Origin of the sequence: Thauera sp. JM12B12 (genome assembly GCF_039614725.1) — a bacterium.
In the GTDB taxonomy this organism is placed as follows: domain Bacteria; phylum Pseudomonadota; class Gammaproteobacteria; order Burkholderiales; family Rhodocyclaceae; genus Thauera.
The window spans coordinates 3,020,753-3,034,754 of record NZ_CP154859.1; the positions used below are offsets into that span (position 1 = coordinate 3,020,753).

The following is a 14,002-nucleotide window of genomic DNA, read 5'->3' on the forward strand; positions in this document are numbered from 1 at the left end:
CATGACCGACACCCTGCTTTCCGCACCGCTCGCCTGCCTCGAGCAGCGCGATGCCTTCGTCCACCGCCACCTCGGCCCCGACGCCAGCGAGATCACGCGCATGTGCGCGACCCTGGGAGTCGCCGACGTGGACGCCCTGATCGAGCAGACCGTGCCCGCCGGCATCCGCCTCGAGTCGCCGCTGCCGCTCGCCGGCGCGATGCCCGAGCACGAGGCGCTCGCTCGCTTGAAGACGATCGCCGACCGCAATGTGGTCAAGAAGTCTCTCATCGGCCAGGGCTACTACGGCACCCACGTCCCCGCGGTCGTACTCCGCAACGTGCTCGAGAACCCGGGCTGGTACACCGCCTACACGCCCTACCAGGCCGAGATCGCCCAGGGCCGCCTGGAGGCCCTGCTGAACTATCAGCAGATGGTGATCGACCTCACCGGCCTGGAGCTCGCCAACGCCTCGCTGCTCGACGAAGCCACCGCCGCCGCCGAAGCGATGACGATGGCACGTCGGGTCTCGAAATCGAAGTCGAACGTGTTCTTCATCGACGAGGCCTGCTTCCCGCAGACCATCGACGTGGTCCGCACGCGCGCGCAGTACTTCGGCTACGAGCTCGTCTACGGCCAGGCCGCCGAGGCGGGTAACCACGACTGCTTCGGCGCGCTGCTGCAATACCCGAACGCGCGCGGCGAAGTGGTTGATCTCACGACCCCGATCGCCGAGCTCAAGGCCAAGGGTGCCGTGATCGCCGTGGCAAGCGATCTGATGGCCCTGATGCTGCTCAAGAGCCCCGGCTCGATGGGTGCCGACATCGCCCTCGGTTCGGCGCAGCGCTTCGGCGTGCCGATGGGCTTCGGGGGCCCGCACGCTGCCTTCTTCGCCACGCGCGAAAGCTACGTCCGCTCGATGCCCGGCCGCATCATCGGCGTGTCCAAGGACGCCCGCGGCAAGACCGCGCTGCGCATGACGCTGCAGACCCGCGAGCAGCACATCCGCCGCGAGAAGGCGAACTCGAACATCTGCACCTCCCAGGTGTTGCTCGCCAACCTCTCCGGCTTCTATGCCGTGTACCACGGGCCGCAGGGCCTGCGCACGATCGCAGCGCGCATTCACCGCCTCGCCGCGGTGCTCGCCGCCGGGCTGCGCGAGGCCGGGTTCGGCGTGCATGAGCGCCCCTTCTTCGACACCATCGAAGTCGAGGTGGGCGCCCGCGCCCCCGCCATCCTGCGCGCAGCCGAGGAGGCGGGCTACAACCTGCGCAGCGTCACCGGCACCACGCTCGGCGTGTCGGTGGATGAAACCACCACCCGCACGGACATCGGCGCGGTGCTCGGCTGCTTCGGCGCCGACGCGGACGTAGGCGCGCTCGACGCCCGCGTCGCGGCCACGGGCGGCGCCCTGCCCGCTGAGCTGCTGCGCACAGACGCCGTGCTCACGCACCCGGTGTTCAACACGCACCACACCGAGCACGAGATGCTGCGCTATCTCAAGAAGCTGCAGAACCGCGACCTTGCGCTCGACCACTCGATGATCTCGCTCGGCTCGTGCACGATGAAGCTGAACGCCACCAGCGAGATGATCCCCATCACCTGGCCGGCGTTCGCAAACCTCCACCCGTTCGCGCCGCGCGAGCAGGCCGCCGGCTATCTCGAGATGATCGAGGGCCTGGCCGACTACTTGCGCGCGGTCACCGGCTTCCCGGCGATCAGCATGCAGCCGAACTCGGGGGCCCAGGGCGAGTACGCCGGCCTGGTGGCGATCGCCCGCTACCACGCCAGCCGTGGCGAGGCCAACCGCAAGGTCTGCCTGATCCCGAAGTCCGCCCATGGCACCAACCCTGCCACCGCGCAGATGTGCGGCATGCAGGTGGTGGTGGTCGAGTGCGACGACAACGGCAACGTCGACGTCGCCGACCTGAAGGCCAAGGCCGAGCGGCACGCCGCCGAGCTCGCCGCGCTGATGATCACCTACCCATCGACCCACGGTGTGTTCGAGGAATCGATCCGCGAGATCTGCGCGATCGTCCATCAGCATGGGGGCCAGGTGTACATGGACGGCGCCAACCTCAACGCCCAGGTCGGTCTTACCTCGCCCGCGGCGATCGGCGCAGACGTATCGCACATGAACCTGCATAAGACCTTCTGCATCCCCCACGGCGGCGGCGGTCCCGGCATGGGCCCGATCGGTCTGGCGGCTCATCTCGCGCCCTTCATGGCGGACCATGTGGTGCAGCCGACCGGAGGGGCGGAGCGCCCGAACCTCGGTCAGGGTGCGGTCTCGGCGGCGCCCTTCGGCTCGGCGAGCATCCTGCCGATCTCGTGGATGTACATCACGATGATGGGCGGCGAAGGCCTCGAGCAGGCGACCAAGGTGGCGATCCTCAACGCCAACTACCTCGCCGAGCGCCTCGAGGACCACTACCCGGTGCTCTACACCGGCAGCAAGGGCCGGGTCGCGCACGAGTGCATCCTCGACATCCGCCCGCTCAAGGCGGCGACCGGCATCTCCGAGGTCGACATCGCCAAGCGCCTGATGGACTACGGTTTCCACGCGCCGACCATGTCCTTCCCGGTAGCCGGCACGATCATGGTCGAGCCGACCGAGTCGGAGGATCTCGGCGAGCTGGAGCGCTTCGCAGACGCGATGATCGCGATCCGCGAGGAGATCCGCCAAGTCGAGGCCGGGAGCTGGCCCGCCGATGACAACCCGCTCAAGCACGCGCCGCACACCCAGGCCGACTTCCTCGGCGAATGGAGCCGCCCCTACTCGCGCGAGCAGGCAGTCTTTCCGTTGCCCTGGGTCGCCGAGAACAAGTTCTGGCCGAGCGTCAATCGCATCGACGACGTCTATGGCGATCGCAACCTGTTCTGCGCCTGCGTGCCGATGAGCGACTACGCGGAGTAAGGCGACCGCAGGGTCTGCGCGCTGGTAGAATCCGGCCGCCCGGTAGAGAGCCACGCCCTCGGGCGTGGCTTTTTTTCGCACCCGGCCGGCGCACGCGCGGCCGGGCATTCCGCCCCGAACCCAGCCCGAGCCGCTGACCGCACGCCCCGACCCCCGCTCCGACGGAACCGACCAAGGTGATCATTTCCCCTCGCACCGACCGCAAGGCCCTCTGGCTCACGCTGCTGCTCACCAGCCTCGGCGCACTCCTGCTGCTGTCCGCGATCCTGTGGTCGCGCACCCGCCCGATCGAGATGCACGACCTGCATCTGGCCGAGGGCGAGAAACTGAAGTGCGTGTCCTACGCGCCCTTCCACCGCCCTGGACAGACGCCGCTCGACATCGACGCCCACATCGGGCGCGAACAGATCGCCGCCGATCTCGCCGCGCTGGCGAAGATCACCGAATGCGTCCGCCTGTACTCGGTCGCGCAGGGCCTGGACCAGGTGCCCGAGCTCGCGCGCCCGCTCGGCATGAAGGTCTTGCTTGGCGCCTGGATCGGCTATGAAAAGGCGCGCAACGCGCGCGAACTCGAGCATGCAATCGCACTGGCCAACGCCAACACCGACGTCGTGCACGCACTGATCGTGGGTAACGAGGTGCTGCTGCGCCGCGAGCGCACCGAAGACGAGATGCGAGTGCTCATCCGTCATGCCAAGGCGAACGCGAAGGTCCCGGTCACCTACGCCGATGTGTGGGAGTTCTGGACCCGCCACGACAGCCTCGCCGCCGAGGTGGATTTCGTGACCGTGCATATCCTGCCCTTCTGGGAGGACGAGCCGGTCGACATCGCGCTCGCCCTCGAGCACGTCGCCGACACCCGCAAGCACGTTGGCCAGCACTTCGCCGGCAAGCACGTCCTGATCGGCGAGACGGGCTGGCCCAGCGCCGGTCGCCAGCGCGAGGAATCCAAGCCCTCGCGCGTCAACCAGGCCCGCTATGTGCGCGAGTTCGTCCATCGCGCCCACGCCGAGGGCTGGGACTACAACCTCATCGAAGCAATCGACCAACCCTGGAAACGCAAGCTCGAGGGCACGGTCGGCGGCTATTGGGGCATGCTCGATGCAGACAGTCTGACACCCAAGTTCCCTCTTTCCGGACCGGTCGCCGAGCGCGACAGCCTGTTCGGCCCCATCGGTGGCGCAGCGCTCGGAGGGCTGCTCGCCCTGCTCCTCGCCACGACCGGCCGACGTACCCACTGCCTGCGGGTGAGCGCGATCACGGCCGCCGGTGCGCTCGGCGGCGTGGTGGCGGTGCTGCACTGGGAGCACGCCCACATTGCCTATCGCAACGCGCTCGAATGGAGCGTGCTCGGTGGCGTCGGCGCTCTGGCCGGACTGTTGCCGCTGGTGCTCGCGCGCTGGTATGGCGAGCCGGTGCCGGCCACCCACGCGGCCGGACGGATACTGTGGCGGACCGACCGCTTGCGCTCCAAGGCGGCGTCGATCGGCATGCTGCGCGGCCTGCTGCTGTTTGCCGCCGCAGTGGCCGCGCTACTGCTCTGGGTCGACCCGCGCTACCGCGACTTCCCGACCCTGCTCTACCTGACGCCCGCCGTCGTGTTCGGCGTCATCGGGTGGTGGCGCACCGGCACCACGCTTCAGGAACGCACGCTGGCGCTGGTGATCGTCGTCGGCGTCGTCGCGCGCTGGTCATCCGAGCCGGCCAACCCGCAGGCCATCGGCTGGCTGCTCGCCGGGCTCGCGCTCGCCCTGCCCGTGCTCGCCGTGCGTACCCACGAGGACGAGAAGCGCCAGTAGCGCACCAATCGCGGCCGGGTCGTAGCTGTACAGCACAAGGCCCGCAACCCCGGCGAGCCAGCCTGCCCACGCGAGCCTGCGACATGACAGGACGAAGCCGAGCACACCCGCGATCAGGCTCGCCCACCCCAGGCGCTGATCGAGAAAGGACTGCACGAGCACGGTCTTGAACGCGCAGGCGGCTGCCGGCGCGCCAGCCAGGCTACAGTCGCGCGGCAACAGTCCGGCCTCGAGCAAGCCGTGTCGCAGCCACAGCGTCACGGCAGCGACGACGAGGCCGGCGATGACGGGAGCCGCAGTATCATGTTTCGACAAATTAGTTCGCATGCCAGGCGGCTTCTCCTTCAAAATCAGCGAGACAGTGCAGACTCGCAAGACTGTTGCAAATTGGCACGACCTTGCGCTCGTAAGCGGCTGAAATCGTGCATAAAATGCGCCGGGTTCGAGATCGGGGACGGTGCCCGTGAACCGCGCGCATTCTGGCACAGCTCGACGCTCGAGGGCATGCCAGCATCACTGCGGCGACTCCCACCCGGGGGCCCGTCGACGTCCGCCCGCCCCCTTTTCCCGAAGCCACCCGGCACTCCTGCCCACGAGGCACCCGCAATGCTCGCGCTGTCCGACCGGCACAGCGCACTGGAAACGTAATGAAGAAAGCCGCCTCCTTTGCCGCACGCGTCGCCATCGCCATCGCCATCGCCGCCGCGGTGGCGTTCGCGCAATACTGGATCTGGCAGCAGCTCAACCGCAGCGCGGAGTTCATCGGCACCAACCAGAGCATCAAGGGCTTCGCCTACAACGGCTTCCAGCGCGAACAGAGCCCGCTCAAGGGGACCTACCCCACGCGCGCGGAGCTTGCCGCCGACCTCGATCTGCTCGGACGGCTCTCGGACGGGCTGCGCACCTACGGCGTCACCGACATGCCCGACCTTCTCGAGCTTGCCGGCGAGCGCGACATGCTGGTGACCGCCGGCGCCTGGCTTGACACCCGTCCCGACGCCAACGAACGCGAGATCGAGGCCCTGATCGACGTTGCCCGCCGCATGCGCCACGTCGAACGCGTGATGGTCGGCAACGAGGCCATCCTGCGCGGCGACCTGAGCGTCGAGGAGATGATCGGCTACCTCGACCGCGTGCGAAAGGCGATCCGCAAGCCGGTATCGACCGCCGAGCCCTGGCACGTCTGGCTGCGCTACCCCGAGCTCGCCAAGCACGTCGACTACATCACCGTCCACCTGCTGCCCTATCACGAGGGACTGCCGGTGGACAAGGCCGTCGAGTATGCCTTCCAGCGCTATGACGAGGTCGCGCGCGCCCACCCGCGCAAGAAGATCGTGGTCGGCGAAGTCGGCTGGCCCAGCCGCGGCCCAACCATCGACGCCGCGATACCCTCGCTCGACAATCAGGCGCGCTTCGTGCGCGAGTTCCTCGCCCACCCGCGCACCGCGCGCATCGACTACTTCCTGATGGAGGCGATCGACCAGCCGTGGAAGGTGGACGTCGAAGGCTGGGCCGGTCCCTACTGGGGCATGTTCAACGCCGATCGCGAGCAGAAGTACGCGCTCGAGGGCGTCGTCGAGCGCGATCCCTACTGGTCGCAGAAGGCGAGCAACGCCGCCGCGCTGGCCTTCATCCCGATGATGCTGGTCGCCTTCTTCCTGCCTGGCTGGAGCGTCTTCGGCCGGTTCTTCCTCGCCGCGCTGATCCAGGCGTGCGTGTCGACACTGATCATCGGCATCAACGTGCCGGTCGAGTACTACCTCACCCAGCGCGACCTCATCGGCCTGGTGCTGCTGATCGGCGCCACCTGCATGACTGCGGCGGTGCTGCTGTCGCACGGCTTCGAATTCGGCGAGGTCCTGTTCAAGAAGAAATGGTCGCGCCGCTTCATGCCGCTGCCGCCGCACGCGCCTGACCAGCAGCCCTTCGTGTCGATTCACCTCGCCTGCTACAACGAGCCGCCCGAGATGGTGATCGCCACCATCGACAGCCTGGCGCAGATGAATTACGAGAACTTCGAAGTGCTGGTGCTCGACAACAACACCCGCGACGAGGCCTTGTGGAAGCCGCTCGAGCGCCGCTGCGCCGAGCTCGGCCCGCGTTTCCGCTTCTTCCACCTCGCCAACTGGCCCGGCTTCAAGGCCGGTGCGCTCAACTACGGCCTCAAGGTCACCGATCCGCGCGCCGAGGTGGTGGGCGTGGTAGACGCCGACTACGTGGTCGATCCCGACTGGTTGGCCTGCCTGATCCCGCACTTCGACCAGCCCGACGTCGCCGTGGTGCAGGCGCCACAGGCCCACCGCGACTGGGAGACCCAGCCCTTCAAGCGCATGTGCAACTGGGAATTCGACGGTTTCTTCCGCATCGGCATGCACCACCGCAACGAGCGTAACGCGCTGATCCAGCACGGCACCATGACCCTGGTGCGCCGGCTGGCGCTGGAAGAGGTCGGCGGCTGGTCGGAATGGTGCATCTGCGAAGACACCGAGCTCGGCCTGCGCCTGATCGAGAAGGGCTACGACACGCGCTACGTCGACCACATCCTCGGCCGCGGCCTCACCCCCTCCGGCTTCTCGGCGATCAAGAGCCAGCGCTTCCGCTGGGCCTTCGGCGCGATGCAGATCCTCAAGGCCCACCTGCCGCAGATGATCGGCCGCAGCAACCTCAACCTCGCCCAGCGCTACCACTTCCTCACCGGCTGGTTCGCCTGGCTGGGCGACGCGCTGCAGCTCGTGTTCGCCTTCGGCAGCCTGTTGTGGACGCTCGGCATCCTGCTGTTCCCGAAGGCCTTCGGCCTGCCGGTGATCTCGCTCGCGCTGCCGATCTTCGGTTTCATGATCTTCAAGGCAGCACTCGGTCCGATCCTCTACCGGCGCACCATGGACTGCCCATGGAAGGACATCCTCGGCGCCTCGATCCTGTCCGTGGGCCTGGCGCATGCGATCGCGCGCGGGGTGTTCGCCGGTCTGGTGAAGAAGAAGGGCGTGTTCGTGGTGACGCCCAAGGGCTGGCGTGGCGGCGGGGCGCTCGCCTTCTTCAACCCGATCCGCGAGGAGATCGGCCTGCTTGTCGCCCTGCTGATGGGGGCCGCGACGCTCGTCGCCCAGCGTGGCGCCGACAACCTCGAGACACAGCTCTGGGTCGGCATCCTGTGCCTGCAGTGCATTCCCTACGTCGCGGCAGTCCTGTGCCAGGTGGCCGCCTACATGCCGGAACGCAAGACCACCGCAAGCGCCGGGCCGGTCCAGGCCGGCGCCTGAGCGAAAAGGCGCGACGCTGCGCCGAGGCGAACCCGGCGCTCAATGAAGGGCCAGCGCGATCGCCGCCGCGGCGATCAGCGCCGGGTAGATCAACACCGTCACGCGCAGGCCGGCGACGATCATCACGCGTTGCGGCACCTGGCCGCTGCCGAACACGATCGCGTTGGGCGGCGTCGCCACCGGCAGCATGAAGGCGCACGAGGCACCCACTGCCACCAGCACGGCCAGCGGCACGCTGTCCACATGCGGCGCAAGACCGAGGAACAGCGGAATCAGCAAGGCGGCGCTTGCCGTATTGCTGGTGAGCTCGGTCAGCAGCAGCGCGAACAGCACCATGAGCGCGACACAGGCGAGCACCGGCAGCTGTGCGAGCGGGCCACCGAGCTGCGCCGCCAGCCAGGCCGCGGCGCCGCTGTCGGCGAGCGCCTTGCTGAGCGTGAGGCCGCCGCCGAACAACAGCAGCACGCCCCACTCCGTGTTGCGCTCGACATCCTGCCAGCTCGTCAGCCGGAGCGCGTGCAGGAGCACCAGTGCCAGCATCGCCACCGCCGCATCGTAGCCCCGCGTCAACCCCAGGCGGTCGGCAAGCACGCCACCGAGGATCCACAACATCACGGTGAATCCGAACAGCGCGAGCATCCGCTTCTGCGCTGCGGTCCATCCCGCGGGCGCGACCGGCGCGACGAACTCGAGATCGAGCCGCGGCTTCAGGCACCAGCGCAGTCCGGCGTCCATCAAGGGCATCAGGACCAGCACGAGCGGCAACCCCCAGAGCAGCCAGCCCGCGAAGTTCAAGCCCACCTGCGCCGCGGCGATCGCATTCGGCGGGCTGCCGACCAGAGTGCCGACGCCCCCGATGTTGGCCGAAAAAGCCACGCCGAGCAGGACGTACATCGCCGTGCGGCGGTCGTCTTCGAGCTTGAGCGGCGCCAGCAGGCCGAGCGCGAGCGGCAGCATCATCGCCGCCGTTGCGGTGTTGCTGATCCACATCGACAGGAATGCGGTCAGCCAGAACAGCCAGCGCACCGCACGCCCGAAGTCCGCGCCCGCCTGGCGCATCACCCACGCGGCCAGCCAGCGGTCGAGCCCCTGGCGCTGCAGTCCGGCGGCGAGGGCGAAACCGCCCAGAAACAGGAAGATCACCGGGTCGGCGAACTGCAGCAGGGCCTCGTCGAAATCCAGCACGCCGCCCAGCGCCGCCAGCAGCGGCACCAGCAGCGCGGTGACGCTGACGTGCAGCGCCTCGGTGACCCAGAGCCAGGCGATGGTGGCCATGAGCGCCAGTGCGGCGGCAGTGCGCCCGAACGTCTCGCCGAACGCTGCCTCCAGTCCGTGCGCGAGGCCAAGGAACAGCGCGGCGGCGATGATCAGGTTGAGCGTGCGCAAGATCTACCCCCTCCCCCGCTCACGCCCGCAACGGGGCAAGCGCATCCCTGCCCTCGTGGCACATGAGCGGGGGCACGCCGCGTCCCCGGCGACCGCGCCTCACCCCACCCACTCAGGAAGGCAGCGCGCAACCCGTGGCAGCGCGAAGGGCCGGTAGTCGGGCAGGCCACCAAGCGTGGGCTGGACAAACTCGCCCTCGATCAGCGGGCGGATGTAGTCGCAGGCCGCCGCAGTCACGTGCAGCCCGTCCGGCGCGACGAAGCCTGCGGGCAGCGCGCGCTCCAGATTGGCGATCGGCGCCGTCTCGATCGGCCTCAGGTCCCAGCGATACGGCGCGTCCTGCAGGCGGCGGATCGCGGCCATCGTGCCGCCACGCCCCTGCAGGGCCAGTTCGACCGCCGCGCGCCCGACCGCAATCGCCTGCTCGCGATCGACCGCCGACAGCCAGTGACCGCCCGCGCGCTGCATGTAGTCGGGGATCGCCCAGTGGTGCTTGTAGCCGAGACGCTCGTGGATGATGCGTGCGATCGCGGAGCCCGCGCCGCCCAGCTGCACGTAGCCGCGCGGATCACGCGACTTCTCCATGATCAGCCCGCCATCGGCCCTGCGGATGCCCTCGGATACGGTGATCGCGCAGTAGCCGAGACGCTCGGTGACCGCCTGCACGCGGGCGAGGAAGGCCTCCTCGTCGAAGGCGACCTCTGGCACCAGGACGATGTGCGGCGGGCGCTCGGGATCGCCGCCGGCCGCCAGCGCGGTTGCCGCAGCCAGCCAGCCGGTGTTGCGGCCCATGACCTCCATCACGAACACGCTGCCGCGGGCGCCGACCATCGACGCGATGTCCAGCCCGGCCTCGAGCATCGAGGTGGCGAGATACTTCGCCGCCGAGCCGAAGCCCGGACAGCAGTCGGTACCCTCGATGTCGTTGTCCACCGTCTTGGGCACGCCGATGCACTGCAGGGGATGGCCGCGCCGGCGCGCCTCGGCCTGCAGCCGCGCCACGGCATCCATCGAGCCGTTGCCGCCGTTGTAGAGCAGCCAGCCGATGCGATGGGCCTCGAACACGGCGAACAGGCGGTCCATCACCGCCCCGCCCTCCTCGCGCGGCAGGTCGAAGCGGCAGGAACCGAACGCGCCGCCCGGCGTACGCGCGAGTCGCGCCAGCGCTTCTGCATCGAGCGTGCCGGTATCGATGAGGTCCTCGCGCAGGATGCCGGCAATGCCGCGGTGCGCCGCGAGCACGCGCCCGATGCGTCCCGGGTGCGCACGTGCGGCGTCGATCACCGCCGCAGCGGTGGCGTTGATGACCGCGGTGACGCCGCCCGAATGCGCGTAGAGCAAGGTATCGAAGGACATCGGCGGGCTCCTGACGGGACGACTGGAGGCATGGAGCGCAGCGGACCGCGCCAGCTCATGCAGTGCAACAAAAACAAACGCGGCCGTTCCCGAAGGGGGATACGGCCGCGCCGGATGGGGCCCGGCGTGTGCTGAGACCGCCGGGCACCGCCTTGTGATGCTTACTTCAGCGCTGCGAACGCGTTCGCGGTGATCGCATCCACCGCGCCGAGGCCGGAAATCTTGCGCACCTTGGGCGCCCTGGCGTCGCCCGAAGCGGCCCACTTGCTGTAGTACTCGACCAGCGGCTTGGTCTGCGAGTGGTAGACGTCGAGGCGCTTCTTGACGGTCTCTTCCTTGTCGTCGTCGCGCTGCACCAGATCCTCGCCGGTGACGTCGTCCTTGCCCTCGACCTTGGGCGGATTGTACTTGACGTGATAGGTTCGGCCCGAGGCCAGGTGGGCGCGGCGGCCGCTCATGCGCTCGATGATCTCGCCATCGGGCACGTCGATCTCGAGTACGAAGTCGATCGGCACGCCGGCATCCTTCATCGCGTCGGCCTGCGGAATGGTGCGCGGGAAGCCGTCGAACATGTAGCCGGCCTTGCAGTCGTCCTGCTGCAGGCGGTCCTTGACGAGGCCGATGATGATGTCGTCGGACACGAGGCCGCCGGCATCCATGACCTTCTTCGCCTCCAGGCCCAGCGGGGTGCCCGCCTTCACCGCGGCACGCAGCATGTCGCCCGTGGAGATTTGCGGAATGCCGAACTTCTCCTTGATGAAGTTGGCTTGCGTCCCCTTGCCGGCGCCCGGCGGTCCCAACAGAATCAGTCGCATACTCCCTCCCGTGAATGGCCGGCCATCTAGCATGGCCGTTTCCTTATTGAATAAACAGCCGAAACTTAACCGACGCGCAGCAGGTGGTCAAACCCCTGCAGCGGCAAAAATCGCCCGCACGCGCTCGAGATCCTCCTGCGTATCGACACCGGTGGCAGGCGCCTGGGCGAGCTCGAGTACGCGGATGCGGTAACCGTGCCAGAGCGCACGCAACTGCTCGAGCGCCTCCCAGTGCTCGAGCGGCGACGGTGCAAGCCCGGCGTAGCGCCGCAGAAAGCCGACGCGATAGGCGTACAGGCCCACGTGGCGCAGCATCGGCAGCCCCACCGGGAGCGTGCGTTCGCCGCCGCCCCACGCGTCGCGCGCCCACGGAATGGGCGCGCGGGAAAAGTACAGGGCACGCCCGTCGGCGTCGCACACCACCTTGACCACGTTCGGGTTGAAGACCTCGGCCGGGTCATGGATGGCGTGGGCGGCGGTGGCGATCGCGGCCTCGCCGTCCTCGGCGAGCGCCTGCGCCACCGCGGCGACGATCGCCGGGTCGATCAGCGGTTCGTCGCCCTGCACGTTCACCACGATGTCCTCGTCCGCCCAGCCGCGCGCCGCGGCGACCTCGGCCAGGCGATCGGTACCGCTCGGATGGTCGGGGCGGGTCATCACGACCGCGGCACCGGCGGCCTGCACGGCATCGCGCACGGCCTCGTGGTCGGTGGCGACCCAGATCTCGCCCGCGCCGGCCGACTGCACGCGCTCGAGCACGCGCACGATCATCGGCTTGCCGCCGATATCGGCCAGAGGCTTGGCCGGCAGGCGGGTCGAGGCGTAGCGCGCCGGGATGACGATGCGGAAGGCGGCAGCCATGGCGCGGCTCACTTGCGCAGCGCGTCGACTTCCTCGGCGCTCAGGCTGCGCGCCTCCTCGTCCAGCATGACCGGGATGCCGTCGCGGATCGGATAGGCCAGGCGGTCGGCCTTGCACACCAGCTCCTGCTCGTCCTTCAGGTAGTCGAGCGGCCCCTTGCACAGCGGGCAGACGAGGATTTCAAGCAGACGTGCGTCCATCTTCGAGTTTCTCCAGGATGCGTTCGGCGGCGCCGGGGCCGATCTGCGCCCGCACCGGGTATTCCCAGCAATCAGCAGGCGCGAAAGGCGCGCATTTTACCGCATCCTTGGCGGTCATCAGGATCGGCAGCGCGTCTTCGAAGGCGAGATCCGCAGCCTTGAAGCGATGATGGTCGGGGAAGGGGTGCGGAATCACCTCGATGCCCTCGGCGGCGAGCTGATCGAAGAAGCGCTGCGGCCGTCCGATCCCGGCCACCGCATGCGCCCGCTGCCCGCGCAGTTCGCCTGCCGGACGCTGCCGCGCCGGGTCGACGAGCGCGCGCAGCGCCCCGCCCTGCAACTGCATCGCGTACGCCGGGACGGTGCCGAGCAGCGCTTGCAAGCGCGCCGACAGCGGCCCGTGGGCGATCACCAGATCGACCTCGCCCAAGCGTGCCAGCGGCTCGCGCAGCGGCCCCGCAGGCAACAGCAGTCCGTTTCCCAGCGTCGCCTCATCCACCACCGCGATCTCGATGTCCCGCGCCAGCCGGTAATGCTGCATGCCGTCGTCGGCAATGAGCACATCGCACCCGGGATGGTGACGCAGCAGCTCGCGCGCCGCCGCCGGCCGGTCGCGGCCGATGACGAGCGGGCATGCGGTCAGCCGGGCGAGCAATACCGGCTCGTCGCCGTACTGCGCGGGATCGCCGTCGGCGGGCACCATGGCCACCGCGCCCTGCGCGCTGAGCCGGCCGCCATGGCCGCGGCTGACGATGCCGGGCCGATGGCCTGCCTCGCGCAGCACGCCGGCCAGCCAGTCGACCACCGGCGTCTTGCCGCTGCCGCCCACCGCGATGTTGCCGACCACGATCACAGGAACCGGCAGCCGCTGCCGTTGAAGACGAGCGCGCCGGCGGGCAGCGAGCGCGCCGAACAGCCAGGAGAGGGGGCGCAGCAGTTGGGCGAGCGCGCCGCGGCGCTGCCAGAACGCGGGCGCGCGGGCCGCCATGCTCAGCGCATCACTGTGCGGGCGCCTGGGTGGCGAAGGTGATGTGCGGCAGGCCGGCGCGCTGTGCCGCCTGCATCACGTCCACAACACTCTGGTGTGCGGCCCGGGCGTCGGCGTTGATGACGATCACCGGCGGCTCGCCGGCCTGCGCCGGGACGGCCTTGCCGAGCGCAGCGGCAATCGCGTCGATGTTGCGCTCGCCCACCGGCTGCCGGTTGACCAGCACCTCGCCGGCAGCGGTCACGGCGACGACGATCTCCTCGGAGACCGACTCGCTGCCCTCGGACTCGGCGGTCGGCAGGTTGATCTCCAGTCCGGAGACCTTGGAGAAGGTGGTCGTCAGCATCAGGAAGATGATGATCACCAGCACCACGTCGATGAGCGGGATCATGTTGATCTCCGGCTCCTCGTTGCGGCTGCCGCGGCGGAAGTTCATCGCTC

General features: G+C 68.9%; 11 protein-coding genes. 3 read left to right on the plus strand and 8 right to left on the minus strand.

Annotation, left to right across the window (positions count from 1 at the left end; genetic code table 11):
* Nucleotide 1: 1 nt before the first annotated feature.
* A complete protein-coding gene (gene gcvP, locus AAG895_RS13660) occupies nucleotides 2-2,896 on the plus strand; it encodes an aminomethyl-transferring glycine dehydrogenase (protein WP_345792545.1) in 2,895 nt (964 codons plus the stop codon).
* Between the two features lie 179 nt (nucleotides 2,897-3,075).
* Entirely contained in the window at nucleotides 3,076-4,695 is a 1,620-nt protein-coding gene (locus AAG895_RS13665) for a beta-1,6-glucan synthase (RefSeq protein WP_345795297.1), read from the plus strand.
* On the opposite strand, the gene AAG895_RS13670 is transcribed toward AAG895_RS13665, so the two are convergent.
* Nucleotides 4,588-5,022, minus strand: coding sequence for a hypothetical protein (locus AAG895_RS13670; RefSeq protein ID WP_345792546.1), 435 nt, complete (start codon nucleotides 5,020-5,022; stop codon nucleotides 4,588-4,590). The two genes, AAG895_RS13665 and AAG895_RS13670, sit on opposite strands and share 108 nt — an antisense overlap.
* Before the next feature lie 320 nt (nucleotides 5,023-5,342).
* On the opposite strand from AAG895_RS13670, the gene AAG895_RS13675 reads away from it, so the two are divergent.
* Nucleotides 5,343-7,955: a glycosyltransferase family 2 protein gene (locus AAG895_RS13675; RefSeq protein ID WP_345792547.1), complete on the plus strand. Its 2,613-nt coding sequence runs from the start codon at nucleotides 5,343-5,345 to the stop codon at nucleotides 7,953-7,955.
* A 39-nt stretch (nucleotides 7,956-7,994) separates the two neighbouring features.
* Here AAG895_RS13675 and AAG895_RS13680 read toward each other — a convergent pair whose 3' ends face one another.
* The 7 genes from AAG895_RS13680 to AAG895_RS13710 all read right to left on the minus strand — a co-directional run bounded on the left by AAG895_RS13680 (nucleotide 7,995) and on the right by AAG895_RS13710 (nucleotide 13,997).
* On the minus strand, nucleotides 7,995-9,341 hold the full coding sequence (locus AAG895_RS13680) for a DASS family sodium-coupled anion symporter (protein WP_345792548.1): 1,347 nt from the start codon (nucleotides 9,339-9,341) through the stop codon (nucleotides 7,995-7,997).
* 99 nt (nucleotides 9,342-9,440) lie between these two features.
* Nucleotides 9,441-10,697, minus strand: coding sequence for a 6-phosphofructokinase (locus tag AAG895_RS13685; RefSeq protein WP_345792549.1), 1,257 nt, complete (start codon nucleotides 10,695-10,697; stop codon nucleotides 9,441-9,443).
* Between the two features lie 161 nt (nucleotides 10,698-10,858).
* Nucleotides 10,859-11,512, minus strand: a complete 654-nt coding sequence (adk, locus tag AAG895_RS13690; protein WP_345792550.1) for an adenylate kinase — start codon at nucleotides 11,510-11,512, stop codon at nucleotides 10,859-10,861.
* 87 nt (nucleotides 11,513-11,599) lie between these two features.
* Nucleotides 11,600-12,373 (minus strand): 3-deoxy-manno-octulosonate cytidylyltransferase, encoded by a 774-nt coding sequence (kdsB, locus tag AAG895_RS13695; protein WP_345792551.1) that lies wholly within the window; start codon nucleotides 12,371-12,373, stop codon nucleotides 11,600-11,602.
* Between the two features lie 8 nt (nucleotides 12,374-12,381).
* Nucleotides 12,382-12,573 (minus strand): Trm112 family protein, encoded by a 192-nt coding sequence (locus tag AAG895_RS13700; RefSeq protein ID WP_345792552.1) that lies wholly within the window; start codon nucleotides 12,571-12,573, stop codon nucleotides 12,382-12,384.
* A complete protein-coding gene (gene lpxK, locus AAG895_RS13705) occupies nucleotides 12,554-13,561 on the minus strand; it encodes a tetraacyldisaccharide 4'-kinase (protein ID WP_345792553.1) in 1,008 nt (335 codons plus the stop codon). The genes AAG895_RS13700 and lpxK overlap by 20 nt, the downstream gene beginning before the upstream one ends.
* 10 nt (nucleotides 13,562-13,571) lie before the next feature.
* Nucleotides 13,572-13,997 carry a biopolymer transporter ExbD gene (locus AAG895_RS13710; RefSeq protein WP_345792554.1) on the minus strand — a complete coding sequence of 142 codons (426 nt, stop codon included), beginning with the start codon at nucleotides 13,995-13,997 and terminating at the stop codon, nucleotides 13,572-13,574.
* Nucleotides 13,998-14,002: the final 5 nt, after the last annotated feature.

What these genes read in the sequence shown, in the direction of transcription:
- gcvP (WP_345792545.1), top strand. Translation starts at nt 2, where the DNA reads ATGACCGACACCCTGCTTTCCGCACCGCTCGCCTGCCTCGAGCAGCGC.
- AAG895_RS13670 (WP_345792546.1), bottom strand. Translation starts at nt 5,022, where the DNA reads ATGCGAACTAATTTGTCGAAACATGATACTGCGGCTCCCGTCATCGCC.
- AAG895_RS13675 (WP_345792547.1), top strand. Translation starts at nt 5,343, where the DNA reads ATGAAGAAAGCCGCCTCCTTTGCCGCACGCGTCGCCATCGCCATCGCC.
- AAG895_RS13685 (WP_345792549.1), bottom strand. Translation starts at nt 10,697, where the DNA reads ATGTCCTTCGATACCTTGCTCTACGCGCATTCGGGCGGCGTCACCGCG.
- adk (WP_345792550.1), bottom strand. Translation starts at nt 11,512, where the DNA reads ATGCGACTGATTCTGTTGGGACCGCCGGGCGCCGGCAAGGGGACGCAA.
- kdsB (WP_345792551.1), bottom strand. Translation starts at nt 12,373, where the DNA reads ATGGCTGCCGCCTTCCGCATCGTCATCCCGGCGCGCTACGCCTCGACC.
- AAG895_RS13700 (WP_345792552.1), bottom strand. Translation starts at nt 12,573, where the DNA reads ATGGACGCACGTCTGCTTGAAATCCTCGTCTGCCCGCTGTGCAAGGGG.
- lpxK (WP_345792553.1), bottom strand. Translation starts at nt 13,561, where the DNA reads ATGGCGGCCCGCGCGCCCGCGTTCTGGCAGCGCCGCGGCGCGCTCGCC.
- AAG895_RS13710 (WP_345792554.1), bottom strand. Translation starts at nt 13,997, where the DNA reads ATGAACTTCCGCCGCGGCAGCCGCAACGAGGAGCCGGAGATCAACATG.